Source organism: Lacticaseibacillus styriensis (assembly GCF_030770295.1).
Lineage (GTDB): Bacteria > Bacillota > Bacilli > Lactobacillales > Lactobacillaceae > Lacticaseibacillus > Lacticaseibacillus casei.
The window spans coordinates 2,475,645-2,502,093 of sequence record NZ_CP132483.1 but is presented as its reverse complement, the minus strand read 5'-3'; the positions used below and the strand labels follow the sequence as shown (position 1 = coordinate 2,502,093).

General features: G+C 47.9%; 23 protein-coding genes and 1 pseudogene. 20 read left to right on the top strand and 4 right to left on the bottom strand.

Annotated features, from left to right (window positions below; translation table 11 throughout):
• Window positions 1-328: 328 nt before the first annotated feature.
• The 4 genes from LACSTY_RS11805 (at window position 329) to LACSTY_RS11790 (ending at window position 4,725) form a co-directional block, all read left to right on the top strand.
• On the top strand, window positions 329-1,342 hold the full coding sequence (locus tag LACSTY_RS11805) for a hypothetical protein (protein ID WP_087912796.1): 1,014 nt from the start codon (window positions 329-331) through the stop codon (window positions 1,340-1,342).
• Between the two features lie 38 nt (window positions 1,343-1,380).
• Window positions 1,381-2,844, top strand: coding sequence for a hypothetical protein (locus LACSTY_RS11800; RefSeq protein WP_087912795.1), 1,464 nt, complete (start codon window positions 1,381-1,383; stop codon window positions 2,842-2,844).
• 60 nt (window positions 2,845-2,904) lie between these two features.
• On the top strand, window positions 2,905-3,441 hold the full coding sequence (locus LACSTY_RS11795; protein WP_025012840.1) for a hypothetical protein: 537 nt from the start codon (window positions 2,905-2,907) through the stop codon (window positions 3,439-3,441).
• 615 nt (window positions 3,442-4,056) lie between these two features.
• A complete protein-coding gene (locus LACSTY_RS11790; protein ID WP_087912794.1) occupies window positions 4,057-4,725 on the top strand; it encodes a B3/B4 domain-containing protein in 669 nt (222 codons plus the stop codon).
• A 129-nt stretch (window positions 4,726-4,854) separates the two neighbouring features.
• Here the strand turns inward: LACSTY_RS11790 and LACSTY_RS11785 are convergent, their stop codons facing one another.
• From LACSTY_RS11785 to LACSTY_RS11775, 3 genes are all read right to left on the bottom strand, one after another.
• Entirely contained in the window at window positions 4,855-5,157 is a 303-nt protein-coding gene (locus LACSTY_RS11785) for a hypothetical protein (RefSeq protein ID WP_047105596.1), read from the bottom strand.
• A gap of 131 nt (window positions 5,158-5,288) precedes the next feature.
• On the bottom strand, window positions 5,289-5,936 hold the full coding sequence (locus tag LACSTY_RS11780; protein ID WP_087912793.1) for an ABC transporter ATP-binding protein: 648 nt from the start codon (window positions 5,934-5,936) through the stop codon (window positions 5,289-5,291).
• Between the two features lie 3 nt (window positions 5,937-5,939).
• On the bottom strand, window positions 5,940-8,057 hold the full coding sequence (locus tag LACSTY_RS11775) for a DUF1430 domain-containing protein (RefSeq protein WP_151466745.1): 2,118 nt from the start codon (window positions 8,055-8,057) through the stop codon (window positions 5,940-5,942).
• A gap of 366 nt (window positions 8,058-8,423) precedes the next feature.
• Here LACSTY_RS11775 and LACSTY_RS11770 point away from each other — a divergent pair, with 366 nt between their 5' ends.
• The 15 genes and pseudogenes from LACSTY_RS11770 (at window position 8,424) to LACSTY_RS11700 (ending at window position 21,254) form a co-directional block, all read left to right on the top strand.
• On the top strand, window positions 8,424-9,239 hold the full coding sequence (locus LACSTY_RS11770) for an ABC transporter permease subunit (RefSeq protein ID WP_087912791.1): 816 nt from the start codon (window positions 8,424-8,426) through the stop codon (window positions 9,237-9,239).
• Complete coding sequence (locus LACSTY_RS11765; RefSeq protein ID WP_087912790.1) at window positions 9,236-9,940, top strand: ABC transporter ATP-binding protein; 705 nt, start codon at window positions 9,236-9,238, stop codon at window positions 9,938-9,940. Before LACSTY_RS11770 ends, LACSTY_RS11765 begins: the two co-directional genes overlap by 4 nt.
• Entirely contained in the window at window positions 9,937-11,175 is a 1,239-nt protein-coding gene (locus LACSTY_RS11760) for an acyltransferase family protein (RefSeq protein ID WP_087912789.1), read from the top strand. The genes LACSTY_RS11765 and LACSTY_RS11760 overlap by 4 nt, the downstream gene beginning before the upstream one ends.
• Window positions 11,126-12,658, top strand: a complete 1,533-nt coding sequence (locus LACSTY_RS11755) for an AMP-binding protein (RefSeq protein WP_087912788.1) — start codon at window positions 11,126-11,128, stop codon at window positions 12,656-12,658. Before LACSTY_RS11760 ends, LACSTY_RS11755 begins: the two co-directional genes overlap by 50 nt.
• Window positions 12,648-13,616 carry an aliphatic sulfonate ABC transporter substrate-binding protein gene (locus tag LACSTY_RS11750; RefSeq protein WP_087912787.1) on the top strand — a complete coding sequence of 323 codons (969 nt, stop codon included), beginning with the start codon at window positions 12,648-12,650 and terminating at the stop codon, window positions 13,614-13,616. Before LACSTY_RS11755 ends, LACSTY_RS11750 begins: the two co-directional genes overlap by 11 nt.
• Before the next feature lie 195 nt (window positions 13,617-13,811).
• Window positions 13,812-14,150 (top strand): PadR family transcriptional regulator, encoded by a 339-nt coding sequence (locus LACSTY_RS11745; RefSeq protein WP_087912786.1) that lies wholly within the window; start codon window positions 13,812-13,814, stop codon window positions 14,148-14,150.
• Window positions 14,147-14,767, top strand: coding sequence for a DUF1700 domain-containing protein (locus LACSTY_RS11740; protein ID WP_087912785.1), 621 nt, complete (start codon window positions 14,147-14,149; stop codon window positions 14,765-14,767). Before LACSTY_RS11745 ends, LACSTY_RS11740 begins: the two co-directional genes overlap by 4 nt.
• On the top strand, window positions 14,764-15,633 hold the full coding sequence (locus tag LACSTY_RS11735; RefSeq protein ID WP_087912784.1) for a DUF4097 family beta strand repeat-containing protein: 870 nt from the start codon (window positions 14,764-14,766) through the stop codon (window positions 15,631-15,633). Before LACSTY_RS11740 ends, LACSTY_RS11735 begins: the two co-directional genes overlap by 4 nt.
• Before the next feature lie 143 nt (window positions 15,634-15,776).
• Window positions 15,777-16,637 (top strand): ATP-binding cassette domain-containing protein, encoded by an 861-nt coding sequence (locus tag LACSTY_RS11730; protein ID WP_087912783.1) that lies wholly within the window; start codon window positions 15,777-15,779, stop codon window positions 16,635-16,637.
• Window positions 16,638-16,642: 5 nt separating this feature from the next.
• A complete protein-coding gene (locus LACSTY_RS11725) occupies window positions 16,643-18,154 on the top strand; it encodes a hypothetical protein (protein ID WP_151901595.1) in 1,512 nt (503 codons plus the stop codon).
• A 944-nt stretch (window positions 18,155-19,098) separates the two neighbouring features.
• Window positions 19,099-19,347, top strand: coding sequence for a hypothetical protein (locus tag LACSTY_RS11720; protein WP_025012854.1), 249 nt, complete (start codon window positions 19,099-19,101; stop codon window positions 19,345-19,347).
• A gap of 78 nt (window positions 19,348-19,425) precedes the next feature.
• Window positions 19,426-19,674: a hypothetical protein gene (locus LACSTY_RS11715; RefSeq protein ID WP_025012855.1), complete on the top strand. Its 249-nt coding sequence runs from the start codon at window positions 19,426-19,428 to the stop codon at window positions 19,672-19,674.
• Window positions 19,675-20,323: 649 nt separating this feature from the next.
• On the top strand, window positions 20,324-20,599 hold the full coding sequence (locus LACSTY_RS11710) for a type II toxin-antitoxin system RelB/DinJ family antitoxin (protein ID WP_025012856.1): 276 nt from the start codon (window positions 20,324-20,326) through the stop codon (window positions 20,597-20,599).
• Window positions 20,586-20,877, top strand: a pseudogene (locus LACSTY_RS11705) (hypothetical protein); the annotation flags it as partial. The gene LACSTY_RS11710 and the pseudogene LACSTY_RS11705, both read left to right, overlap by 14 nt.
• 179 nt (window positions 20,878-21,056) lie before the next feature.
• Complete coding sequence (locus LACSTY_RS11700; RefSeq protein WP_087912780.1) at window positions 21,057-21,254, top strand: hypothetical protein; 198 nt, start codon at window positions 21,057-21,059, stop codon at window positions 21,252-21,254.
• Window positions 21,255-21,400: 146 nt separating this feature from the next.
• Here the strand turns inward: LACSTY_RS11700 and LACSTY_RS11695 are convergent, their stop codons facing one another.
• Window positions 21,401-24,139, bottom strand: coding sequence for a family 78 glycoside hydrolase catalytic domain (locus tag LACSTY_RS11695; RefSeq protein ID WP_151466742.1), 2,739 nt, complete (start codon window positions 24,137-24,139; stop codon window positions 21,401-21,403).
• 652 nt (window positions 24,140-24,791) lie between these two features.
• Between LACSTY_RS11695 and LACSTY_RS11690 the strand changes: the two genes are divergently transcribed.
• Window positions 24,792-26,306, top strand: a complete 1,515-nt coding sequence (locus LACSTY_RS11690) for an MFS transporter (RefSeq protein WP_087912778.1) — start codon at window positions 24,792-24,794, stop codon at window positions 26,304-26,306.
• The last annotated feature ends 143 nt before the right edge of the window (window positions 26,307-26,449 follow it).

Here is a 26,449-nt window from a genome sequence, read left to right as displayed (position 1 = left end):
TATTGTTGAATATTAATTATCCTAAAATTGAAAATTCTTTTCGACTTTTTGATCTTGACTGACGTTTCAAGAGATATCCAATCCAAAAGTGGGTGTAGAAGTGCGTTCTGAATCACGACCATGTTATAATTATTAGTGTCGTTGACTTTTGTCATTTACTATGGAAGATGCAAAATATTTCTTTGTTCATAAGCATTAAAAGGTTGCCAAATAATGAGTACATAAGTGACTTTTGGCGTTTTTGTTTGTGACAGTGACATTGTTTTGGCCATGCGCGTCTGGTTTGTTTCACCAAAGAACACTCATTAAATGAAGGTAGGGTGCAGTCATGGGCTGGTTGTCGAATAGATCAAAAAAGAAACAGGAAACAACGAATGCGACTGAAAAAACGAATGATTTCATAATAAGCGATGATAAGCAAGACTTTTTTTACTTAGAGACTTTGCCAGAAGATATGTCACAGCAGCTGTGGGCAAAGATTGCAACGGTGATGAATTATTTTAAAAATAAAGGGTTGGCCCCAGCGATCATTGATGGCGGGTTCGGTTTTGGCAAAGTTTCCCGGTTCATGCGTTATCGTGACAAAGAAAAGCTGTTTTTACCGCCAACGTCATACCATAATTTTTATACATCCTTACACCAACGCGGCAGTGTCAGTCGCGCAACGGCCACATTTGGTAGTGAATTCACCAAGGAACTGACGCCTAAGCAAACTTTGGGCAGTCATGTGACGCGTTATGTCGATCAAGATGGGCAAACTGCGATTAAAGTCGAACGTGATGACCAGGAGCGGGTGCAGGTTGTTAGTTATTTTCGCGATGGTAAGTTGCGTCGCGAAGATAGCTACGATCACCAAGGGCGCTTGATGATGACTGAACGTTTCGCTGAAATGCCGAATATCCATCGGCAAAATGCAACAGATCCGTTTTTTGTGACGACTTCGGTGCACCGTATGCTGGTTGACATGAGCGGGCGTCCGGTCATTGTGGCATTGCCGACTTTTAATCAATTTTGGGTAGAGTCGGAAAGTGGGGAGCCAATTAAGGCATTAGATGATCAGGATGAACTAATGGTTTGGTGGTTGTTGCAAAACTTTCAGCATACAAAACGTAAACTTTATATCGATGCTGACAGTGACCTGTTTGCGCAACTTATTGACGAGCCGGCCATGCATCCGCATTTGGTGCCAATTGTTTATGACAAACCTGACACTGCGCTGCTGGCGAATGTGAAGGTACAGGCGTATTTAATCAGTCAGCAATTTGTCGATCAACCGGATGTTAAGAGGTTGGCAGGCGAGGTGTTGCCGATCTTGAGTTGGCATGAATATATGCCTCATTGAGCGGGTTGGTATCGGTAGAATGAATGCGGAGGAGAATCATGGTTTATTTTTTAACATATCGATTTGAAGGCGATACACCTAGTGGTAAAGAGCAGGTACAACGACTCCAATTATTTGCGGATCACCAATTGCCGGCAAGTATCATTGTCGTGAGCGCGCAAGAAGATCTGGATGAGCAGGTTCAAAAGGCCCATTTACAGTCGGATCAGGTTATGTCACTGATTGATGCTTTGCGTGGCGTTGATACTAGTGAAGGGAAACCACTTTACACGATTGGCGACATTATGAAGCTGAACGATTATCAAACCAAGACGGTCGACCACCATTTACAATTTTTGAATGGTGACCATCTGATGTATGATGTCACAGCTTTTGACGATGAAGCTGAGTTGACCGCACAGCGGATTCATACCATTACGTTCTTTGGCGCTAACAACCGTAAAAGTTATGCCGAGGTTTATGATCGTCAAGGCAATAAGGTGAAAACCGTGTATTTTCAAGCGAATGGGCAAGTGCGACTAGCCGTGTATTTTTATGCGAATGGAATGCCACTTTTGTTTTGTCAATATGATGGTAACGGCATTTTGCAACATCTGACCGTGTTGGACTTGGCTGGACAATCAGCTGAGTTTACGGATTGGACGTCGTTTGCCAAATACTGCTTAGCACATGTGATGAAGCAACATCCGGGTAAACTATTAGTGGATCAACCAAGCCGCGTTTTTCCCATGTTAGGACAAGAAATGATGACTGATTCTGTGCCAGTTGTCAGAACCGAAGATGATGTTAGCGTCGTCAAGCAAGCCGAGCAGTCAAACGGCGGTCGTGCTACTTTTGGACAATTAATTGCTGATCCTCATGCGTCCTTTGCGTCGTCTTTAACCCAATATGCAAAAGTTGTGCCCATTGCGGCAGCAGTGAGCCAGCAGTCCGCCGTTCCTGAGGTGAAGCCATGGGCACAGCGCTTGCCAGGCCGAGTGGCGATGGAGCTGGACAATCAAAACTTGGCGATTTTTGAACAGCTACTGAGCACGTTAGCAATGGTTAGGGTCAAAGAAAATCAAGTGAAGCTTGATCTTTTCGTCAAGCATCAAGATCAAGCGCTGGTTCAGCAATTACAAGAAAGAATTGAGACGCTTGGATTATCTTCGCTTCTAGATATTCAAACCCAATCATTAGCAGATTCAGGCGATTTGGCGCGGGTCTTGGCATTTATCGTGGCAGATCTAGGCAACTTGGGGGATGCTGATTTGTTGAGCTCGCTCACTTATGGCACGCCGGTCATCACGTTTGCAAAAACTGCCGATCAGATGCTGAATGGCGCAACCAATGGCGAGCTGGGAATTGTCAAGCCGAGTGAGCAAGTGCTTGACGCGGCGACTGATATATTGAAATTATTGACGGATCAAACTTGGTGGCAGGAAGTCAGTGATCATGCGCTTGCAGCGGCCAAACCATTGCAGGGCTTGACTGGCTGGGAGCTATGGAAAATGGTATTGTAGCCATTGACATGGTGAAATTATCAGGCATGCAGAAATGACAACGCATTGGAGGAATGGAACGTGCGAAAATTAATGAGCTTATTGGTCTTAATGGTGACGATTGTCGGCATTGCTGGCTGTCAGTCAAAATCGTCGGATTCGTCGGCAAAAAAATCTTCGACGATGGTCACAACCAATAAGTTTGACCAAAAGGCACTTCAGAAACGCTACACCAAGATCTCGGATACTGTGATCCAAACCTTAACCAAAATCACGGTGAAAGACGACCAAAAAGATATTATGGCGTCGGCTAAAAAAGGCGTTGACGATTTAGATAAAATTACCTTGGAATTGCAGAACAATCAGCCCGCGTCGGGGATTGGCACAAAAAATACCAATGGTGACTTAACCAAAGCGCTGATTACATACAGCCAAACCGCCACCGATGCCTTGAAGAGCCTGCAAGGGAATGATTCCAATGCTTTTCAGTCGGACGTCAAGAACTTCTTCAGTCAAGCTGCCAGCATCGGCAAGCAGTACTTTAACGGCCAATTGCCGGTCTCCATTCAAAACTTTTCCCAGAATCGCCAGGCCGTTACAACGATTCCAAGCAAATAAGGGGCTTCTACAGAGATATGATTAGAAGCTAAATTTGAGTTTGATCGGAAGATGGCGCTATTTAAAAAGTTCCTATTTTGCGACATTGACTTTCCGTAACTTTGACACTAGTATAAAAGCAATTTAATCCTTCAAAAATGCAGAGAAGAGTAACGGCGATGCAGGTGTGCAGCGAGTCCGGGAGATGGGAAAGGATAACCGAGCGAGCCGTGAAGATGAGCTTTGCGATATTGTTAGCTTGTTGACGCAGGCTAGCCGGTCGGAACCGTTAACTTTCCGGACCTCACAATGGGTGCTGCAGCGGCATTCTATTGCGGCGTCGTTGAGGCATTGCTTGTGAAGGTAATGTAAATTTGGGTGGTACCACGTGACAGCACTCGTCCCTTTGATAATAGGGGATGGGTGCTTTTTTGTGTGAGCGTGAGCCGGCGCGGTTAGAAGTCGGAGTGTAAGTGGCCTTGGGCGTGATGGCCCGGGCTTAGGCCATTGCGACCAAGGTTCTTACACGCAGACTTCTGCGCCGGGGAGCGCGTTATAGAACACAAAATTAACAGTTAACCGTCCTCCCAATCTGCGCAAATATTCCCACAACGCAAAAAGAAAGAGGCCATTCATATGAACTTTATCGTAGATCCAAGAGTACTAGCACTTGGTGTCAAAATCCGCGGCGTTGAATTAACTGGCGTGGATAACCACGCGTATCCGCAGGCGCTAAAAGAAATGATTGCTAACGAGATTAGACAAGTCCTGACGACGTTGGATCGCGACCAAATTAAAACGGATCCGGTCATTCAAGGCTTTTGGGATTTGCATCGCGCGGTGCATTTGCCAAAACGCAATAACACGCCGGCACCGGCAACGTTGCTGAAGCTCATCCTGAAACGTGGTGAGTTGGCACCGATTAACCCGGTCGTTGACTTATATAATTTGATTTCGATTCAAAGCCATTTAGCGCTTGGCGCCCACGATGTTGACCGCATAGATGGCAATGTCAATTTGCGACTCACGACTGGCACAGAGAAATTCATCCCCATCGGTGCAAATGGTCAACCCGAGCCCGTCAAGGCAGGCGAATATGCTTACATTGATGACAGCAACGAAATCATTTGCCACTTGGAGACGCGCCAGGTGGAAAAGACAAAGGTGACCGCAGAAACAAATCATCTGTACTACATTGTGCAAGGCAATCAACAGACTAGCCAAGAGTTTGTGGATCAAACGGCTGAACGGGTCATTGCTTTGACGACCAAGTATCTTGGTGGGCAGGGGAAGTTGCTGAATTAATTGTGGCAGTGACCGGTTTGCTGATAGAACCTCTTGTTAAAATTGACGGCATAAACTAAAAAAGCTGAACAGTGGCAAAAAGTCGCGCCGGCTGACCGAGGCTTTCTGTCACTATTCAGCTTTTCTTTTCTACTCCAGGACTTCATATTCCTTTAAAAATCTTCTTCGCGACACCACACGCTGATTCGTTGCGTCCAAAAAATCGCCTGTATACCCATATGCGTAGACGCCAAATCCAGCATCAGTGTCATTGGCGGTAAAGTTTATTTTCTTAATAATTGGCGGTCTCAATGCTGCCATCAGAATGCGAACGCGGTTGTCTAACCAATAGATTTGATTTTTGGCTAAAGCATCCTTTACCCAATCAGGACGTTCACTGGTTTGACTGATCTCCCAAACAGAGGCCGGTTTGCCTTTATAGAGGACTCTTATGATTGTCACCATCCTTGCTGATCAAGTGAAAAAAGTGGTGGACTCGGGGTAACTAAATTAACCCACGTCACGATAACATCCCACCTCTTCGGTAGCAACAGATTTCTTCAGCAGAACCCAAATATCGACAACTAATCCTCTGATGAAGACCCAATCGCAATCGTGCGGGAGCATTCCTTGGCCACCAACGGATCATGGGTCACGATAATGACAGTTTTTCCTAGCCGATTAATGTTCTTGAGTTCGTTTAAGATGAGGCTGCGATTGTCGCCGTCCAGTGAGCCGGTTGGTTCGTCGGCAAGGATGAGCTTGCTGGGTTTGATGAGGCAGCGGGCGACAGCAACGCGTTGTTGTTCGCCACCGGACAATTCGAATATTTTGCGGTCAGCGTAGCCACTCAGCCCGACCGTTTGAAGCGCATCGTCAATTTGTTTTTGCCGTTGCGCTTTATTTAGCTTGAGGTATTTCTGGGCGATTGCCAGGTTTTGCCCGACTGTTTCATCATCGATGAGGGCAAAGTTCTGGAAGATATAGCTTATTTTCTCGCGGATGGTGCGATTAGCTTGGCGGCTGTTGGGCTTAATATTCTTGACACCATCGAATTCGTAGGTGCCTGAGGAAAAATCGTCAATCAACCCGATGATGTTCAGTAAGGTTGACTTGCCTGAACCACTTGGCCCCATGATGGCAACCATCTCACCTGTATCAATGTGGAGATTGAGGTTATCAAAAATTGTTTTAGAAGCGAACGTTTTGGTGACATTGGTCAAGTCGATCATGGCTTATTCCCCCTTCAGAACCTGGACGATATTTTTATTTTCTTCGTGATAGAGCATGGCGAAAGACACGAGTAGATCACAAGCAGCCAAAATGAGGCCAACAATGATGGCGAGCGCTGATTTCTGAAGCATAAATGCGACGATGATTTGCGTCACGTACATTAGAAGAAGGAAGCCGATAATCTGTTGGTAGCGATCAACCAACTTGATGCCTAGCACGCGCAGAACCGATAATTTGAACTTGTGCGTTTCGAAGTACAAAAAACTGGCAAAGGCAGAGACGATAAGCGAGATCAGGAAGGTGATGATCAGCAGACCGGCTGAAATCTGTAAGCCTAGGCGCGAAGAATCGGTTTCGTTGTTTAAGATCGAGCCGATAGTGGCAAAGCGCAGTTCGATGCCGCCAAGCTTTTGCACGTTTGTCATGGCCTTGAGTCTTTGCCGGTTTTGTTTAGTGTTCGTGATTCTAAGCGGGTTTGAAACGTCTGCAGTTAGCAATTGATTTTGGCTCTTGTAATCGAGCTTTTTCGGGTCGATCACTTCATAAATGGGATCCGAAGTGGCGTGCCATTTGCCATCACTGGAGAAGTATTTAGCCTTTTCACTGGTCGGCGTGTAGTACTGGATAGTGACTTTTAACTGGCTAGGCGTCGTTTTCTTTTGTTCAGCTTCGGACAGTCGATCGTAGGCGAGTAGCTGACTCAAAAGCTTGATATGCCGATCATTTTTGCGAGATATTGGGGCTAAAAACTGGTTAGACAAATGCTTTTTAGTAGAAAGATTGAGTGAACGCAGGGCATTTTGATTTACCCGAACAACTTGATAGGCGTCTTGTAGTTTGAAGGTACTTGCTGCGGGGTACCTAGTCAAATTTCGCCGCGGATACACAGTGCCTCCGGATATGAATTCCGCGCCAAGTTGCGTGTTCAATTGCGAGAAAACGGCGCCGAGCTTGGCTTCGTTTTTGCCGTTGTTCAGCTCGAAGTTTTTCAGTGCTTCGCCTTCAAATCCTAATGAGTTAATGGTGAGTTTTTTCCCGACTTCAGCTACCTGATTGTAGCGTTTCGTTGCGGCGACAATGTCTTTGATGTTGGCCAGACTGCCAATCAAGAGAACAGTGGTCAAAATAATCATCACGGCTTTCAAAATGGCAAGGAGGCCCGTGCCGAGTTTGAAGCTAATCGCATTTTTAAGAAATCGGACGACCTTAATACTGCGGATCAGTACGAGGACAATAAGAATGGCAATTACAAAAATCAATAGAACAGCTGTCTGGGAGGCGCCCAACAATGTCCAGAAACCTTTGGGAAAATAGTCAAAGTAAAAGTAGCAAGCCGTCAGCACTAGCAAGCTTGATACAAGTGTCGTGATGATTGGCAGTTGATAGAGTTGAAGCAAAATATCGCGAGTTGACAGACCGACAATCTTCCAAACGCCAATCGGTTTGATTCGGCCCATGGCTAAGGCGAGCATGCCTAATAAAGACAGCAGCGCCAAAACACCAAAAGCAATCGCGTACATTAACAAGTCACGATTAACATATTCTTTTTCAGATTGTGTTTTTGGTGTCAGCAACTCTGACTCGGGAACGTCGAAAAATACCGCAAATTCCTTGGTGATGGCATCTTTGGAAGCGCCAGTGGCGGGGATGATAGTGTAAATACCGTTGGCCGATTTGTCACCGTTCTTAAAATATGCTGCCATGCTTTGGAGGCGAATGTTGATGCTTTTTCCGAAAACCGGAATATGCGGCTGACCTTTAGAAGAAGCAGTCTGGGTATAAGTGGCATTGGGCTTTTCGAAAAGCTTAACGGGTTGAGGATTCTGGAAGAAGTTGGTGTAAGGGAAACTTGACTGATCAACAACGGCGGATTTTAAAACAGTTTGGTTCGGAAAGTCAGTTCGCACAATTGAGGCTTGCTGTCTTTTGGCCAATTGCTCGAAAAAGCTTAGCGTTGCTTGGGAGCTTTTAGTGGCGTTGGCCAGATAGACCTTAAATGAAGTCGCCGTTGACTCAATGTTTTCGACCCGGATCTGATCGTTAGTCTGGAAAATATTAATAACGAATAAAGACGCCAGTAAAACCATGAATGAAAGAAAAACACTGGCAATCCGTTTCATGAACGTGCTCCCCCTTAAATGCAGTTTGACGCTGCCATAAACGCAAGTTCGAAGTATAGCGATCACCCTGATTACCCCAACAGCAAGACATTTTCCTTAGTGTACTTCAGGTTTTATGAAAGCGTCTACAAAAACGAACTGTCACAAAATCTTTTGGCTCTTCGTGATTTAGCAAAACGGCTTTTAAGGGATAAAACCGTTATTTTCGTTTCCCTCAACCCGCTCATTTACTGGCCCAACGCCGTTTCCCGCCCGAAAAGACATTTTTTCATGACGGTTTGGTCATAAACTCTTCAAATTGACTTAAGTCAGCTTTAAGTCGCTGCCCGTAGTATGAACACCATCAACTTAAAGGAGATGGCGCTGATGCAAGAAGTAACGACACTGACGCAACAGCCAAAAAGGCGGACGAGACGATCCGTGAATTGGTTGAAGGTACTGCCATGGATCGTGCCACTGGCGGTGCTGATTGGCTGGCAGGCTGCAGTCAGTTTTAACTGGGTCACCAGTTCATTGATCCCGGCTCCGACGACCGTTATCCAAGATGGCATCACGTTGTGGCAAAACGGTGAATTGCCAAAGAACATTGCGATTAGCCTATATCGGGCCACGGCCGGTTTTGCCATCGGCGGCAGTGTCGGCTTTGTGCTTGGCCTCATCAACGGCTTGGTCAAACCGATCCGCGCGCTGCTGGATAGTCCCATTCAGATGTTGCGCAATATCCCTCATCTGTCATTGATTCCTTTGATGATTATTCTGATGGGGATTGGCGAACCCGCTAAGATCGCGTTGGTGGCGATCGGGGTCATGTTCCCGATGTATATCAATACGTATCAAGGGATTACCGGCGCTGACCCGGAGCTACTGGAAATGGGCCGAGCTTATGGACTTTCCAGACGGGCATTGTTCACCCGCGTGATTTTCCCGGGCGCCTTGGCCAACATTCTGATGGGTGTTCGCTACGCACTTGGTGTCATGTGGACGACCCTGATTGTTGCCGAGACGATTTCGGCCACTTCCGGTTTAGGATACATGGCCACCAACGCCCAAGAATTTATGCGCATGGATACGGTTCTACTTTGTATTTTGATTTACGCCTTGCTAGGAAAACTTTCTGATGTGATTGCTAAGAATCTGGAACGACTTTTCCTCAGCTGGCGACAAGGAGGCGTTGACGCATGACCAACCCAATTGTGAAACTGCAACATGTGGAAAAAGTATACGGTGACAAAACCGTCCTGAACGATATTCAGCTCAACTTGTACCCGGGTGAGTTCCTGGCCTTGGTTGGGATGAGCGGCGGCGGAAAAAGCACGATTTTACGCTTGATCGCTGGGCTTGAAGCGCCGACAGCCGGTCACCTAAGTCGTGAAAAAGGCTTAGTGATGCGGGTGATGTTTCAAAATGACCGCCTGTTACCGTGGCTGACCAATCTGGATAATGTCTCGTTTAAGAATCGGGATCCGGAGGTCATCAGCGAGGCGAAAAGTCTCTTGCATGCAGTTGGCTTAACCGATAAAAGCACCGGTTATCCGGCCCAGCTTTCCGGCGGGCAGAAACAACGGCTGGCGTTGGCCCGGGCGTTATTGGCTAAGCCGCAATTGTTGCTCCTCGATGAACCGTTGGGCGCGTTAGATGCGTTGACGCGGCAACGGATGCAGGATCTCATCTTGAAAATTTTTACCGAGCAAAAGCTGAGTACGTTGCTCATCACCCATGATGTCAACGAAGCAGCCCGCATGGCGGATCGGATTATTGTCGTCAGAGATGGCCAGTTGGTCGCCGAAACGACCGGGGCCCGCGGGCAGTCGCCTGAAGTAGTGGCCCAAACCGCTGCCCAGGTATTGCAAGCAATCCTGTCAGAAGAGCCGGTGACCTCATGAAAGAGCCAGTATTAACCGTTACTGCTGCCAAGCCTGCTAAGAAACATCGTTACCTATATGAAATTGACTTGATGCGACTGATTTTCATTGCCGGGGTCTTGTTGAATCATACGACAACCGCGTTTGAGCATCAGCTGTCATCTGGATTCGCAAGCACCGCCTTACTTGCTACGCACTTGATGATCCACTTCACGCGGATGGGCTTCATGTTCATGACCGGACTGGTTCTGACCATGGTTTACTATTCGCGGAAACGTAATTGGCCGTTGTTCTTCAAAAAACGGTTCACAACTGTCGGCATTCCCTATGTTTTGTGGAATACGTTGCTGATGATCGGATCCATCTTGCTTGGTATTGGCGGTTTTACCATTGCCAACTTCTGGCCGGACTATCTCAGCGCTATCCTGCATGGCGATCAGTTCTACCTATATTACGTCTTAGTCACGTTGCAACTGTATCTGTTGTTTCCGGCGATGCTTTGGCTGTTTAAAAAGACAGAAGGACATCACGGCGCTTTGTCACTGGCCAGTTTTGGCTTACAACTGCTGATCGTGGCCGGGATTAAATACGGCCTGCCTCACATCGATACCAGTGGTTGGCTATGGTGGTTCCGCGCTTATGGCGTCAATGTCTTTACGTATCAATTCTTCTTCATTGCCGGCGGTCTTTTCAGCTTACATGCTAAGGCGGTCAAGGCTTGGTTGTTGGATCATCAGCCACTCATCGGCATCAGCACATTGATACTCAGTTTTGGCACGATTGGGCTTTATGTCGTTAATAAACAGATTTTAGGCATGACCCATAGCGCCGCCGTTTCACCGCATCAACCCTACATGTTGGTCTACGACGTGATGATGATTGCCTTTGTGGCGCTGCTTGGCCAAAAGTATGCTAGCTGGCATGCCAAGCAGCCCGCACACTGGTTCGCCCGCTTAGTTGGTAATGGCGCCCAAGTTTCTTTTGGGGTCTATCTTTGCCAAACGATCGCACTGTCGTTATTAAGCGGGGTGCTGGGATTGATGCATCTTAGCAATCTGACCCTGATGTTACTGTTGCCGCTTGGTTATCTAGGTATTCTCGGCGTCTCTTTTGGGATCGCCTGGTTCTGTTACAAAGTTTCACCGTTTGGATGGTTAATAGGCCGTCCGCAATCGTTGTCGTTATCTGCGAAAGGAGTCCTGCATCATGAGCAAGCTCACCGATCAGTTATCTCAGAATCTCATCAATCATCGTGATTATCCCTTAGTTAAGTCCGTTGCTGCCAATACGTGGTACACGGGGCGCGACTTAGAAGAAGATGTTGCTGCCTTACGCGAGCAATTTGCCGAACAGAAAATCGGCGCTGGGGACCAGGTTTTGATCGTCTTGCCGAATTCACCGGTCTTCCTGCCGCTTAATCAGGCGCTTTGGGAAATTGGTGCGGTCGCCCATCCGATCGCGGCTAAAACGCCGGTACCGGAATTGCTTGACGAGTGGACCACTTATCACTATCAAGCGGTCATCACCCTGCCAGCCTTGGGAGAAGCCATGGAAGCACCCTTGATCCCATGGGCGCGGGTTCGCTTGCATACTATGCCGGAATTGGCGATTCTAACCGATGCAGGCCAGCTGGCTTATCGCATCAACGCCCCGCAAATGGCGCCGCGCGAAGATGATCTGGCCTTAATTCTGAACACCTCAGGCACCACCGGTAAACCGAAACGTGTCGGGCTGACACACCGAATGTTGGTTAACGCCGCCCACTATGACATTATGAGCCACGCACTAACGCCAGATGACACGGCAATGGTCGTGATGCCGATGTTTCATATCAATGCGCAGGTGATTTCGGTTTTGGCCACCCGACTATCCGGTGGTAAGTTGGTCATTGCGCCTAAGTTTTCGGCAAGTGCCTTTTGGCCAACTATCGAAGACAATCACGTGACCTGGGTGTCGGTGGTTCCGACGATCATTTCGATTCTGCTCATGAACCAAAATGCCTTAAAAGCGTATCACGACAATATCCATTTGCGGTTTGTCCGCAGTTCTTCTTTCGCCTTGCCAGAAGACAAACTTGTGGCGTTTCAATCGCGGTTTCACACGCAGGTTTTGGAAGGTTACGGCATGACGGAAACAGCCAGCCAGAGCACGCTAAATCCGATTCAGGCACCCAAAATCGGGTCAGCAGGCAAACCAGTTGGCACGGACCTCCGTATTAGATTGGCAGATGGCACGTTAACCAAAAAACCATTTGTCGAAGGCGAGATTGTCCTTCGCGGCGACCACGTGATTCACGATTATCTCGAGCCGCATCCTGATTCATTTGCCGATGGCTGGTTCTTGACCGGCGATATTGGCTATCTGGATCAAGACGGTTACCTGTTTGTCAAAGGCCGCCGCAAAGAGATGATCAATCGTGGCGGTGAAAAGGTGGCACCAGCCAAAGTCGAGAATGTGCTTAATGAATTGGATTGGATCGCACAAGTGGCAGTCATTGGGTTACCGGACAATCTGTACGGAGAGGCCGTCACGGCTGTGGTCATTCGGCAGGATCCAACTGCTGATCCGCAACAAGCCAAGGCTGACTTACTCGATTTTGCCCGCCACCACCTTGCTGCTTACGAATGTCCGACCGAAGTCGTGTTTGTTAAAGCTTTTCCAGTGAATACTACTGGCAAGGTTTTGCGACCGAAACTACGCGACCAACTCATGCGAGGCGGGAAACTTTATGAAGCGTAAATTTCGATTCATTTTACTGTTAGTCGGTCTCTTTGCGTGGTTCAGCGTTGCCGTGTATGGCTATACCCAAACTACCACGGCTTCGACCAATCAGGAAACCGTCACGATTGGCTACCAAAAAGCCGACCCGGTGGACATCTCCCGTCAGCGCGGCGAACTAGCCAAGAAATTGAAGGCAAAAGGCTATCAAGTGGTCTTCAAGGAATTCTCGGATGGCGCGGCACTGATGACCGCTCTTAAAAGCGGCGCCATTGACTACGCGCGAGTCGGCGATACGCCACCGGTCACGGCTAAGGCATCCGGTACCGACATCGCTTTGATTGCCGCAGGGGCCACGAAAGAATACGGCAGCGGCATTCTGGTTGGCAAAAATAGCGGCATCACCAGTCTCAAGCAACTCAAAGGCAAGACGATTGCTTATCAAAAAGGCACTGCTGCCCAGTACCTGATCATCCAGGCGCTCAAGAAAGCCGGACTATCAACCAGCGATGTCAAGTTGGTGAATATGGATCAGAGTTCGGCGTCGGTTGCTTTTGCTAAAGGCAGTGTGGATGCCTGGGTCACCTGGGATCCGTACACGGCAACCGCGCAAGTAAACAACAATGCCAAGTTGCTGACCAACGGCACCGGCCTGTCCAAAAACCGGGACTTCCTGATTTCGACGCAAAGCTATGCCAAGAATCACACGTCATTAAGCAAGTTGCTGACCACAGCGTTGAATGACGACATGACGTGGGCGAATGCGCACCATACCCAACTGATTGCCATGCTAAGCAAGACCCTCAAGCTTTCAGATGCGGTGATCCAAAAGATGGTCGAACGGCGAACCTATTCCATGACCCTGATTAACGGCAACAGCACGATTGTGGCTGAAGAAAACGCCATTGCTAAGGCGCTGTATCAAGCTGGCGTTGTCACTAAAGAAGTGGATATGAAAACAACGTTAGTCGACGAATAGACCTAATAAGTGAAAGTTTACGATAAATCGCTAAGTATCACTAAGCGGTCAATCCCTTTGGTATGAAGGAGTTGGCCGTTTTTTCGTGCTTATAACTGTCAAAGAGTTTGGGCCTTTTTCGCTTAGCTTTCTTGCATATGATATTATATGACGTATAATATAGGCGACGATGTAATAAGGAAGGAGGTTGGGTTCATGAGTATGCCGCTCAGTGCGGAACTATTAGATGGCATTGTGCTCGCCGTGTTGCAACAATCCGATGCATACGGATACGCACTGACCCAACAAATACAAGCGGTGATCAGCATTTCCCCTTCCACGTTGTACCCAGTGTTGCGCCGGTTAAAAGCTCAAGGTGCGTTAACGACATACGATCAGCCATACGAAGGGCGCAATCGTCGCTATTATCGGATTACGCCTGCCGGAACCAAGTTGTTACAGGAAACCGAAACCAATTGGCAAACTTTCAAGCAGCAGATTGAGCATTTTCTGCCCGACGCAGGTAATCAAGCGAAGAAGGAGGACCAGTCATGACGAGTGAAGCTTATTTTCAGGCACTAACGCAAATACTGTCACCGCTAACCAGCGATGAACGGGCAGAAGCCGTTGCCTTTTTTCAGGATTATGCCGAAGATGGCGGCTTGACGGACGGTGATGCAATTACCAAGGCGCTCGGCACACCGCAGCAGCTTGGTCGTCAGATTTTGGCAGATTATGCGATTAAAAGCAGCACGGCTTCTGGCTCCGCGGCGTCGCCTAAAGCAAATGCTCGGCAAATCAAGACCATTGTATTAGCGATTTTGTCAGCACCGATGACGGTTCCGGTTGCCATTGCGTTGTTTGTTATCGTTTTGGCACTGCTGATTGTGATTGCCGCAGTCAGTTTGGCGATTCTGCTGGTGCTTGCCGGTGCCACTGGCCTAGGCTTGGGCGTCGGTGCCTTCTCGATCTTCGCCGGACTGTTCCTGCTGGCTCATCCCATGGTGGCGTTGAGCTACGTGGGCTTAGGGATCGCAGCCATTGGCGTGGGACTTTTCCTGATACCGTTATTGAAATGGACGACGCAAGGCATGTTTAACGTGGTGGCCCGCTTCTTCCGGTGGATCTATCGGCGTGTCCGCAAGCAACATTTGGAGGTGACTCAGCCATGATGAAAAGATTCCTGGCAATTGGCGCGCTGCTAATTGTGCTTGGCTTGGCCATGCTTGGCATCGGTGCTGCCCATGATGGGTTGCAGCCAATTGCGGTGGTACACGGGCAGCCCATCATCGCCAACCCGACGACCAAAACGCAACAGGTCAAACCGTTCTCACGACTCTCGGTGACTGCTAATGATATGGACGTGGTCGTGAAAACCGGCGCGCAGTATCGCGTTGAAGTCACCTCAGTTGGATCAGGACACGTTATGCAGACGGTTCGTTCCGGTCAGCTCAAGTTAACGCAAAAAGGAAAGCCGATTTTTGGCATGATGCTCGGCCAGACACGCGCACCGCAAATTACGATTACAGTTCCGCGCGATCAAGCCATCACAGCGGCAACGGTCCACACTAGCTCCGGTAACTTGACGTATGCCGTTGCCAAAACCACTCGACTTAAGCTCAGTGCAACCAGCGGGGATATGACGGTCAGCCATGTTCAGCAGGCGCAGTTGCAATTGCAGTCCGATTCCGGCAATGTTCGCGTGACGAACGCAACATTGCGTGAGCCAAAAGTCACGACGAAATACGGCGATCTGTTTGTCACCGACAGCACGATCACCCAAGGACAATTCACCTTGAGCAGTGGCGATTTTCACATGGCGCACACTGAGCTGAAAGGAAAAAATCAGGTTAACAATACCTATGGCGATAATGTCGTCACTGGCGCAGATAAGCAGAGTGGCTACGCATTACAGACCGGTTCCGGTGATAACAAGGTATTTACACGCGCCACAACTGAAAACAACGTCACTTATAACCGACGAGCAGATACGCAGCTCCGCTTAGTCACGCACAATGGCGACAATCAGGTGAAATAACGCGTTCGCCAGCGCAGAAGTCTGCGTGTAAGGACCTCGGTCACAATGGCCTAAGCCCGGGCCATCACGCCCGAGGCCACTTACACTCCGACTTCTAAACGCGCCGGCTCACGCTCACTTTACGTTTGGAGGTTTGATTTTTTATGAAACTTACAACGAAAAATTTGACCATGCAATTTCACAATAAGATGGCCTTGAATCATGTTTCGGTGACAATTGAAAGCGGCGGCTTAGTTGGCTTGATTGGGCCAAATGGCGCCGGCAAGTCAACGTTCATGAAAATTTTGGCGACGTTAATGCGCCCCACGGCTGGAGATGTTTTGCTGAACGGGCAAAGCATTTTACGGCATCCTGGCAAAATGCGGCGGGTATTGGGTTATATGCCGCAAACCGTACCGATTATTCCCCAGTTGACCGCAACGGAGTATTTGCAATACTTGTCCGCACTCAAAGGGTTGCCAACGACCAAGGCTAATCGCCAAATCAAGGCATTGTTGCAGCAAATGCATTTGCAAGGTGCTGCCCATGCACGTTTAGGTGGTTTTTCCGGTGGTATGCGGCAACGTGTGGGCTTGGCGGCCGCACTGTTAGGCAATCCGCAAATCATTATTGTCGATGAGCCGTCTGCCGGACTTGATCCGATTGAGCGGATTATGATGCGTAATTTGTTAAGTGAACTGGCCCAAACACGAATCGTATTGTTGTCGACGCACATTGTTTCAGATGTCGAAGCCGTTGCCAGTCAATTATTGTTGCTAAAAGACGGGCAGTTGGTCTTCCAAGGCACCGCACCGGCGCTGATTCAAGCCGCAACGGGTCACGTGTGGGAGTATGTGCTGCCGCAAGGGACGGAACCGCAGACCGATCAAGCGATGAGTGAAATGCGGCAAGCCACTGATGGCATTCATATTCGGACCGTTGCCAAGCAATCACCAACACCTCGGGCAGTAGCGGTGACGCCCACGTTGGAAGATGCAACGTTAAGTGCTTTGGAAAGCCGGTGATCAGCATGTTAACCATGATCAAAACATCGTTCAAAGAAAGAGCCCGCCAGCACTCATTCTGGCTGATGATCGGGACAGTGGTCGTGTTAGCGATTCTGTGTACCCCGCGGTTTAACACCGGTATAAAAGTCTTATCGTTAGATCCTAAGATTTTTCGGCAGGCGGATAACCCGACTTGGTTGCCCATCTGTGCTGCGCTGATTTTCGGATTCACGTTGCCATTCTTTGGCGTTGGCGCGGTTGAAAATGCGCTGCAAACCGATCGCACCAGTGGCGTATGGCCATGGATTGCGACAACGCGGTTTGCGCGGCTATCGTATGGACTGGCTTTATTTGTTGGCAACTTTTTGGTGTTGCTGTCAATGTGGTTCGTAACACTGCTGGCTACCGGTTTGATGGTAGTGATTCGGTTTCCAGGGCAAGGTATCAGTTTTGCCACCTTCTTGTCGCCGTTTCTGGCCTTGCTGCCGAGTATGGCCTTGATTGCGGCGCTGGCGTTGCTCGTCGAAAGCGTCACGGCTAAACGCAGCAGTGGGTTAGTCACAGTCTTTATGTTCGGCCTCTTGTATGTGTATGCCTCCCAGCTATCGGAGCCGCACGCATTTTGGCATCGCTTGTTGAGTCTCAGCGGATTGACGTCACTGCAAGATACGGTCAGTCGCGCTAGTGAACATGTCATCGGTCGCCCGATCGATGGGATTCAAATGTTCAGCAGTTATGCAGGGCAGCAAGGCAAGCTGTCGCTACATTTTGGCCCCGTGGCATTTGACGGGACAACACTGGCATTTATGCTTGGTGAGGTGTTGATTGCAGTAGGCATTGCGCTGGTGGCGGCATTGCTGATGCACAAGGCGCGGCAAACCGGTGGACTAAAAGTAAGGCATCAAGTCCAAGCACCAGCATCTAGCGCTTCAGTACCAGCGGACTATGTTCCCATTCAGGCTGGACATTTTCAGTGGCCGCAACTCCTGCAAGTGGAAGCAAAACGTCAGTGGCACATCGGTTCGTGGCGTTATCGCGCGCTTTTGCTAGGCAGTTGGTTGCTTGTCTGGTTTGTTCCCACCGCAGCACAACAAGAAGCGGGTTTACCGATCGTATGGCTTTTGGCCTTGCCATGGCTGAGTGCATTAGGCTCATCACCACGCGGCTGGCAGTCATGGCTGCATACGGTTCCGGCAGCGAATCAGCACCAAAAATGGGCCGAATTGTTAGTCAGCGGCGGATTGGCACTGGCTATCATGTTACCTTTCATCGTCCGGACGCCTAGTGCTGCGCTTCAGCTAGTACTTGTGGCTGTGGCGACAGTTGCATTGGCGCAGGGGATGGGAAGCTTGCTGAACTCAGGGCACTTGCTGGCGTTGCTGATGGCGCTATTCTGGTTTTTCTACATGAATGGTCTTACCGGAATGATCAGCCCAACGCACTTTTCCTTGATCGTTTGCGTTGTCTTTGCAGGGTTGTTCATTGTTGGCTTGGCTTTGACGGAGCTTGCGAACCGCCGGCGAAGTTTGGCTTGATGGTGTGAATATTGGGAAGGGGTGAATGCTTAATATGATGTGCTTGCCAGGGTGGAAGTCCTCTCACCCAAAGCTATCTTCACGCCGCCTTCTAATTGCGTCGGTTCACGCTCACCATAACGCGCTCCCCGGCGCAGAAGCCTGCGTGTAAGGACCTTGGTCGCAATCGCCAAATAGTTTCAGTGGAAGATGGTTCTATTTTAGACAAATGTGAGACCAGACTTCCGCTTTCTATAACGCGCTCACAGTCGCAGAAATCTACGTGTAAGGACCTCAGACCTAAATGGCTGGTCTTTGGCCATTTAGGTCTGAGGCCACTTACACTCCGATTTCTAGGCGCTCCTGTTCACGCTCACCATAACGCGTTCGCCAGCCCAGAAACCTGCGTGTAAGGACCTTGGTCGCAATGGCCTAAACCCGGGCCATCACGCCCAAGGACGCTTACACTCCGGTTTCTAAACGGGCTGGCTCACGCTCACGAAAAAAAGCAACCCCATCCAAAAGGATAAGGTTGCCACTTTGGCTTGTTTATCAAGCCACAGAAACGCCTTTCGCCATCATTATGGCAGGCATCAAGTATCGTTGCCGATACTACGGACTCGAGGTCCACTAAATTTACACGGAGTCTATGCTCCGGTAAATTTATGATAGCGTTTTCCGGATGAAATTGAAAGTTATTTGACCTCGGTATTTTTAAAATTCCCTGAATTCGAAAAGTTTAAAGTCAGGGCATCAACCTAGTGAGAATCTCAGGATATAAATAACGAATAATTTATAGACGCTCTTTTTAATATACGGTACTTGGATGTTGATAGTTCGGCAATAGAAGACTGAGTATAATTTGTTGACCGATATGAATGAATGGGTATAAATTACGCTTATACAAGACCTTTTACTTTGAAGACCGGTGTCTGACACGACTAATAGGCAGGGAGCTGACGTAAATGACTGTCTGGGATATCGTTCAAATTATGTTCGCCCCAGTCGTGATTATCTGGATTATTGCCACGTCGAAGGGCAAAATTGATCGCAGAACTAAGGAACTAATTTGGATTGTTGTTCTCTTAGTGATTGTCGGGAATGTCGCAGGTTATATCATTGCGACTGAACGAAGCCATTGGGCAATTGCCTATAACTACACATTTGCCTTTATCCAGTTAGTCATCATGTGGTCGTTTGCGCGAAACTTCTAAAGGTTCATTTTAAAAGTCTGAAGTCACTTTCGGAAGACGCGCGGTGAACGGCATCACTTAGAGGTTAGGGGTGGGCGAATGAATATTGGTGATGCAACTCAAATTGTTTTTACTACGATTGTCATCATTTGGATTCTTAAGACATCCAAAGGTAAACTTGATAAAAGGACAAAGGGCTTAATCTGGATTATCAATGTTCTGTTGATCACTGCAAATTTTGCTGCGTATTTTCTTACAGCGGAAAACAGCAAATGGGCGTTGACCTATGATCTTACTTTCACCTTTATTCAACTTGTCGTACTTTGGTATTTTGCGCAGAACTTCTAAAGAGTTTGTGCAAGAGCCTACAGTTACTTTCAGTAGTCACCCTTGAGCTATATTTCATTAATTTTCGTCCGGACACAAGAAGATACCATAATGCTAAAGAGGCCAAGCGAGTTTTTGTCAGCATTTGCTAAGGGCGACAATGTAAAATCAGCCAGTAAGGTTCAGCAATGAATCAACGAGCTTGATGTACTACTGAAACGGGAAAGAGTTAGGTTTTGTATTTCGCGTTCGAAAAATCCCAACACCGCTCAATTGCTCGGCTGATGAAATCAAAAAAATCTGGTAACTAACCCCAACTACGCAACGTGTTTTTGCACGAATTATCGCAGTTTCACCGAAAACTGCTGACGCATGGGAATCCGGTAGGCGTCGTTCAAAGGGGCCCACACGTAAACTTATTCAGATAATTGCACAGAATCCCAAAGAGGCAAGAACGTTCATCTGACTTTCTTGAAATAGAGCGAAATATGAATTTCTATGAGCCCGGGAAAAAGGCTCGGTGACATATTCCGGCTTCAAACTAAAATGCCCTGAAACTCCTAGCAATTTGGAATTTCAAGGTGTTTTTATGCAGATGCAGAGTTGATTCTGTTTTATACTCAGAAAGTAGTATATAATGAGTACAAACCACAAGAAGGTGATGTTTACCATGGCGGTTCAAGAGAAGAAGCGGATACAGGTTCAAGTTGATAAGGAACTAGCCGACGATACTGAGCAGGTCTTGGAGCGGCTCGGATTGACGCAAACGACAGCAATCACGATGTTGTATAAGCGAATTGTTGCTACTGGTGCGCTACCGTTTAAGCCGGCTTTAACCGAGAATGAGAAAGCGACTTTACATTTCCTTAAAAGCACTGAAGATACACCAGTAACAGTTTTCAAGGACGCGAAAGAAGTCGATGAGTGGCTCAATGAAGACGAATGATCTCGTGAGTCTTTATGTTGCTTTTGTCGAAGGTAGCGGAGGTAAAAAGCGGCCGGTGTTAGTTCGAAGTGTGACAGAAACGCGCGTCACAGGTTTCAAGATCACGACTAAGTATGCAAATAAGTCAGCTTTTATTCGACGACAGTATTATCAGATTCAAGACTGGCAGGTCGTCGGTCTTAGACAACCCTCGTGGATTGATATTGGCCGTCTTTATAGTTTTCCTAAACACGGCTTGCATTTTAAAGAAATCGGACATTTAACGCCGCGTGATCAAATCGACCTAGACCGTTTCAATACGCGCTTCAAAGAAGCTCAAGAGAAGCGGTCCAATCGTTAATCGGTCTTAGCTCAACGAGATAAACACATTAGCCATCACTTGTTGGTCGTTTCGAGTTTCTTCGGTGCGCTCTGTTTGTCTAAGTACCGGAAAGCAAAAAGCTGAGGGGCGTTTAGAATGAGTGACAATATAAAATCAATCAGCAAGGTTCAGCGGGGAATTAACGAGCTTGATGCACTACTGGATGGAAATGATCCCGGTTTTGAATACCACATCCGGAAAATCCCAACGCCGCCTAGTTATTCAACCGAGGAAATCAAAATATCCGAAAACAAATTAAAACCAAGTCAGCAGAACTATGACTCACTCTCGTAACACTAACTTCAAACTAAAATGCTCTGAGATTCCATTTTGTTTGGAATTTCAGGGCATTTTTTGCAGACAAAGAAATTACATACCAAACTCAAGGGACTCCGCATCTTCTTTTTTTGATTACGTTCCCTTTTTCAAACGCATGCGCATCACTTACCCACAGTACCTTGTTGATAAGTAATCCGGTAGCTGCCGGCCGGGATGGTCAAGGTCTGATCATCGTGCTGGACAGCGGTTGTCCAATCTTTGCCGAATTGATCCTGCACGGCCACTTGGTGTGCTTGGGCGGGGAGTTCGACTTGTGCTTTTGCATTCATCGGTACGGCAACTTCCAGGGTTTGGTTGCCTGTGTCCTGCTGATAATGAACGGTGATGAGGCCTTTCGCAGACGGGGTAGTGAGGTTCAGGTGGGTCAGGTTGCCTGCGCGAACTTTGATTCTGAATGTAGAAAATCCGGGTTCGAGTGGCATGATGCCGACAATGCCTTGAACGATGGTTAATCCCGGGGTGGCACCCCACGGATGGGACAGCGTCAAGTTCGGCTTGTAGTGATTGCTCCAAGCTTCCGGGGCGATGGTGGCTTTTAGACTGTCGAGAATCGCGGCGAATGATTTGTGATCCTTTTGATCGTTCGGGTCTGTCAGCAACGTAATCGCGTCTGCCGCGTGACCGGATTCGAACAGGCCTTTGAGCATGAAGTAGATAAAGTAAATGCTACCGACGAATTGGCCGTCGTTAGCGACAAACTGGCTCAAGCGATCAGCCATTGCCTGATTAGTATACACGCCATAGCAAAGCGCATAGGCTGAAGCATGGTGCGAAGTATGGCGGTTGATGGTTTGGTCAGCATTCAGGGAATCAAAGAATCGGCCGGTCTGGTCATCGTACAACTTATCGATCAGATTCTTTTTAATCGTCGCTGCCCGATCTTGATAGTGCGCTGCGTCGTCGTCATGATGCAGCACCTTGGCAATTTTGGCCATGGTCGAATAAGCACCGTAGAAAATGGCGTTGAACGGGGTATTATACGTGCCTTCCACAAAGCCATCGCGTTCCGAAATCGGCCAATCGACCAAGCCGTCGTTAGTCACTAATCCGACTTTTTCATCGAAGTTGTCGACACCTTTGCTATTTTTCAGTGAGCCTTTGAAACTTTGTGATGCGCCGTCAAAACTTTCGGCGGATTTGCCGCGGTTCAGCTTGTACTGCAAGGCCGTGTAACGGGTCTTGAGTAGCGTATCGTCGCCGGTGTAAAGAAAATCAAGCCAAGCCATTTCAATTGCGAACAGCTTGTAATCTTCCGGCCAGGTCGGGTTGTCGATTAAATAATCCAGGGAGTGGCGGGCCAGTGAATAATTTGCAGATACCGTGTAACTTGTATTCGCGTTAACCAACAAGTCGCCTTCATACGGCCGCCGTTCACGAGCCTGCGAGTCAACAAAAACATCCTGATTAGTGGCCTTAATCGTGTACTTAGATAGCTCGTATTCACGGTTTAGCAGGTCGCTATCGCTTTGGAAGTTGCCTTCGTTGTCCGGGAAACGCTGCTGCATGGCCCAACCATTAATGGCATCGAGGTGTAGGTCACCTTCGAAACCAAGTAGTTCAACATAGCGGAAATTTTTCATTTGCAAAGTGGTGAAATGATTTTCACCCTTGACCAGCGTCCAATTTTCAACGTAGTCAGGGCCGCAAGCCATGTTGTGGCGGACGTGGCCGTTGTCTTCGAGTTGTTCACCCATCAGCACAGTCACGCGTTGATCCGTATCACTGGCAAGATCAACGGTCAGGCCGCCGATAATTTCTTTACCTAGATCGATTAACCGATTTTGCGGTGAAAAAGTGACGATACGTTTATTGGCGTCATGGACCTCAATGCGCTCGGTATTTTCACTGCGATAGGGAACCAGCACTTCGTCATCAGTGATCATCGGTTGCGGGTTGCGCCAGGCAACTGGCCAATCATGGTCATCGAAGGTCTTGCTTGCCCAGTTTTGTGGGTAGTAGCGCATATCGATATTTTCACTGACCATGCCAAAATATTGGGAGCGGATTTTGACCCCGAAGTCGCCAAAAGCACTGCTGCCGTCCAGCGCCCGCCAGCTAGGATCAGCTGTGGTGACGACTTCTTTGGTACCGTCATGTTTGTACACAATCAACTGGCACCAAAAAGCGCGTCGGTCTGAACTGCCGGTTGCCAGCGCTGCTACCGTATTGGTGCCACTTTCCAGGTAATCAGTGGCGTCGTAGACATTATAGTAAACTGCCGTGCGGTCCGTGCCGTGATCGTGTTCTTGCTGACGCGCGGAACCGACCCCGAGGCAGTGGCCATTAACGTATAGGTCAAAGCTTTGGGCAAAAATCGGTTCATTGCCGCGCGCGAAGGCAACCACAACTGCCGTGTCGACATCGTTCGTGTCAATGGTCAACTGCGGACTGCGAAGAAAGACGACGTTACCGATATGGGCTAGTTCTTCACCAGATTTTGGTTGCGATTGCCGCCAGATGCCTTGCTGAACGGGCAGTGCGGGGTCTGCGCAAATGAATTTGGCTGGTTGTGAGAAATCGCTGGTGTGGTCAAGATTGTCTTTAATCCGAACCTGCCAGTAATAGAGATCACCGGGATGTAAGCTGTCTGCTAAGTCTGCGGCAGTGACGGCTGTGTTTTGTGCTGAATGGACCCAGCCGCTGTCGTATAGGTAGGTTTGGTGATCGCGATCCTGAAGCCGCTTGAAGACAACTAGCTGATACGCCGCTTGGTAGGCATCAGAGAAACTACTATGATTCCACCAACTGAAGCGGGGATGTTGCTGAACGTTATAGGCAAAGTGCTGCAAGTTAACGCTTAAATGATCTGGCGCGTACAATGCTGCTGTTATGTTTGACATGATTTAACTTACTCCTTTATAAGTAAAGAACGCTTTTTCTTAGCGTACGTTGTAAATATTGAAAAATCAATATGGCGTTTAAGCGTTTACTAAAAATCAAAGCGACTAGGCGAGCATAAATTGCGTAATATCACCTATTCTCGAGAATAGTAGGATTGGCGAAATGTGTATTTGTTCCAAACTTAGTATTTCATTGTCCCAAAGTGAAAATACGCGACCAAAACAGGCGCTTTTTTTGACGAACAGCGTGAAGAGAAACTTCGAAACAATGGTCGATACCGGTAAATTCCGGGTCATTCTAGTAAAAAGGTCTATGTTTTAAGAAGCACTTGCCGCATGTTTCACAAGTTTTCGCGGCAGGGATTATAAACCCTGCCGATTGGACAGATGGCTATTAGTGAGTAAGTGGTATCGATTTTTGGCTAGTCGTCATTGTTAAACAAATATGAAGACAGATGGCTCAAAATGAACGGACCCTGTAGATTTGTTCCGGTTTTGGGACATATCAATAGCAATCGCATCTCTTTTACTAAAATCTCCTAATTTTGGTAGCGGTTTTACGAAAACGATGTTAATCTCATTTTTGTAAACGTTTACGAAAAGCGGATTCGGATTCATATTTGTTGTTAATCAAACAGGGAGGTCTTTCATCGTGAAGAGGAAAGTCCGGTGGCGTAATGTTATTGGTTACGGTGCCGCAGATTTATTTGGTAATGGGGCGCTAACGGTTGCCTCAACGTGGATGCTTTTCTTCTACACATCCTTTGGTGGCTTATCACCAGTCCTTGGTGGTACGATTCTTGCCATTGCTCGTGTAGCTGACTCATTAATTAGTCCATTGATGGGGTATTTAACCGATCATTTTGGCGCAACTAAAATGGGACGGAGATTTGGACGCAGACGATTCTTCCTGCTGATCTCCATTCCGTTAATGTTTATCTACGTTGTCATCTGGGTTTCACATATGGGCTTCTGGTATTATCTGTTTACCTATCTGCTCATGGAAGCATTCACGGCGCTGGTCATGATTCCTTATGAGACCTTAGCTGCTGAAATGACAGATGATTACGATATGAAGGCTCGTTTGTCCAGTTCCCGGATGCTTTGGTCAGCGCTTGCAACGTTCCTTGCATCATGGTTGCCAGGTCGGATCTTTGCTATTATGGGTAAAAACAATCCCAACGCGTTCTTAACTCTTGGTATTGTCCTAGCCATCATCTTTATTCTTGCGATCGGCTTAACCTACTTCTCCACTTTCGAGCGGGAAACTGACGGTACGCCTGAAGAACGTAAAGCGATCATCGAAGAAAGCCGCAACAAAGGCGAAAATCCTTTGGTAACGCTTTGGAACATGATTAAGGATATGGGTTCGGTTTTCCGAATCAAGTCCTTTGCACTTCACTTAGTTATTTATCTTAGTTCATTTACCGCCCGCGATATTGTGGGTGCGACGTATGTCTTCTACATTGTTTATGCGATGCAGAGTAACCCAACCGAAGCTTCGAACATCCTGACAGTTGGTTCAATCATTGGTATTCCATGTAACCTGTTCTGGCCGAAGATCATGAGCAAACTTGGCCCGTCTAAGTTATTGCGGATTATGTACTTAATGATGTTCTTTACGGTTGCTTGCTATGCCGGTCTTTATTATGGTTCGGCTGCAGGTACCAGCTGGGGCATCATGACCTTGTACGCACTTCAGGTTACGTGGGGCATTTCAAACTCTGGTACCGGTTATGTTCCGTGGACGGTTTACACCTTCATTCCTGATGTGGATGAAATGGTCACCAAACAACGGCGCGAAGGTATTTTTGCCGGCATCATGACGTTTGCTCGCAAGACCACTTCTGCACTGGCACCGTTCTTAACCGGGATTGTGCTATCAGCATTTGGCTTCAATGAATCAGCCAAAAGTCAAAGTGCAGGTGCGTTAAACGGTTTGATCTTATGGATGCTGCTTGGTACCGCCCTCATGCTACTCTTGGCATTTGTCACTTCTTACTTCTTCAAATTGGATCGTGAAAGTCACAAGGTTCTGCGTGACGAAATCGATCGTCTGAAGGCCGGTGGTAAGATGTCCGATGTTGATCCGAAGGTTAAAGCGCAAGTTGAAAACCTAACCGGATTTAAGTATGACCATCTTTGGGGCCACAACAACATCGTCTGAGGTGTTCACGCAGCCACTCAAAAACAGGTTTTAGAGAGCGTTGCGTTTGATTCACTCCCAATTCAATCAATCCTGCCGCAACGAGCGGAACAACGCACAACGTAAACCACGGCCATTGGAAACATGAATCCGATGTACGTGCT